The 1,090-nt window shown below is 64.0% G+C and carries 2 protein-coding genes; both read left to right on the top strand.

The annotated features are described in order from the left end of the window. Nucleotides 1–236 (top strand): IS66 family insertion sequence element accessory protein TnpB (gene tnpB / locus APY03_RS11850; RefSeq protein WP_198161238.1); only part of this gene is annotated, 236 nt, incomplete at its 5' end. A 61-nt stretch (nucleotides 237–297) separates the two neighbouring features. After that, a partial coding sequence (tnpC, locus tag APY03_RS11845) for an IS66 family transposase (RefSeq protein ID WP_232324240.1) occupies nucleotides 298–1,090 on the top strand: 793 nt, incomplete at its 3' end.

Here is a 1,090-nt window from a genome sequence, read left to right as displayed (position 1 = left end):
CTGCGCGCCCGCACCATGCATACCTGTTCGCCAACCGACGCGCCAACCGCATGAAGGTTCTGGTGCACGACGGAATCGGAATATGGCTGTCGGCAAGACGCCTGCACCAGGGCAAGTTCATCTGGCCCAAGGACAGTGGCACCACCCTCAGCTTGACGCATCCGCAGTTCGATGCGCTGGTGCTCGGGCTGCCATGGCAGCGTATCGGCGAGGCCGGGGTCATCTGCGTGCTGTAGTGCAATTGCCGATTGTGCTGATGCGTACGAGGGACTCGCAGGAGCATCATCACCTTCCGTGATCGACACGGCCGACCTTGACCACCTGGACGCGCAGCAACTGCGCGAGATGGTCCTCTCGCTCAGAAGAGGAGCCGCAGCCGATAAGCTCGAGCTCGAACGCCGTGACCACGAGATCGCGTTCAAACAGGCCGCCATCGACAAGCTCACGCACGAGATGGCCGTGCTCAAGCGGCTGAAGTTCGCCGCCAAGTCTGAAGCCTTCAACGCCGAGCAGAAGAGCCTGTTGGAAGAGACCATCGATGCCGACCTCGGGGCGATGGAGCTCGAGCTGGAGAAACTTGCAGGCACCCCATCTGCTGGGCGCGAGAAGCAGCAACCCAAGCGCCAGGCGTTGCCTGCGCACTTGCCGCGCCGGGAGAGCCGCCACGAGCCCGAGTGCACCACCTGTGCCTGTGGCTGCACCCTCCAGCGCATCGGCGAGGATGTGGCCGAGAAGCTCGACTACCAGCCTGGCGCGTTCACGGTGGAGCGCCACGTTCGCGGCAAATGGGTCTGCACAAAGTGCGAGACGCTCGTGCAGGCGCCCGTTGCCCCGCACATCATCGACAAAGGCATCCCGACGGCCGGGCTGCTCTCACAGGTATTGGTGAGCAAGTACCTGGACCACCTGCCGCTGTACAGGCAGGAAGCCATCTTCAATCGCGCCGGGCTGGCCATCCCGCGCTCGACACTGGCCAGCTGGGTCGGACAGTGCGGCGCGCAGCTGCAGCCGCTGGTCGATGCGCTAAAGCGCGAAATGCTTGAAAGCCGTGTGCTGCATGCCGACGAGACGCCGGTGGCGATGCTCAAGC

The organism is Variovorax sp. WDL1, assembly GCF_001541225.1.
Lineage (GTDB): Bacteria > Pseudomonadota > Gammaproteobacteria > Burkholderiales > Burkholderiaceae_C > Variovorax.
The sequence above is the reverse complement of the archived record's forward strand: the minus strand, read 5'-3'. Positions and strand labels throughout refer to the sequence as shown.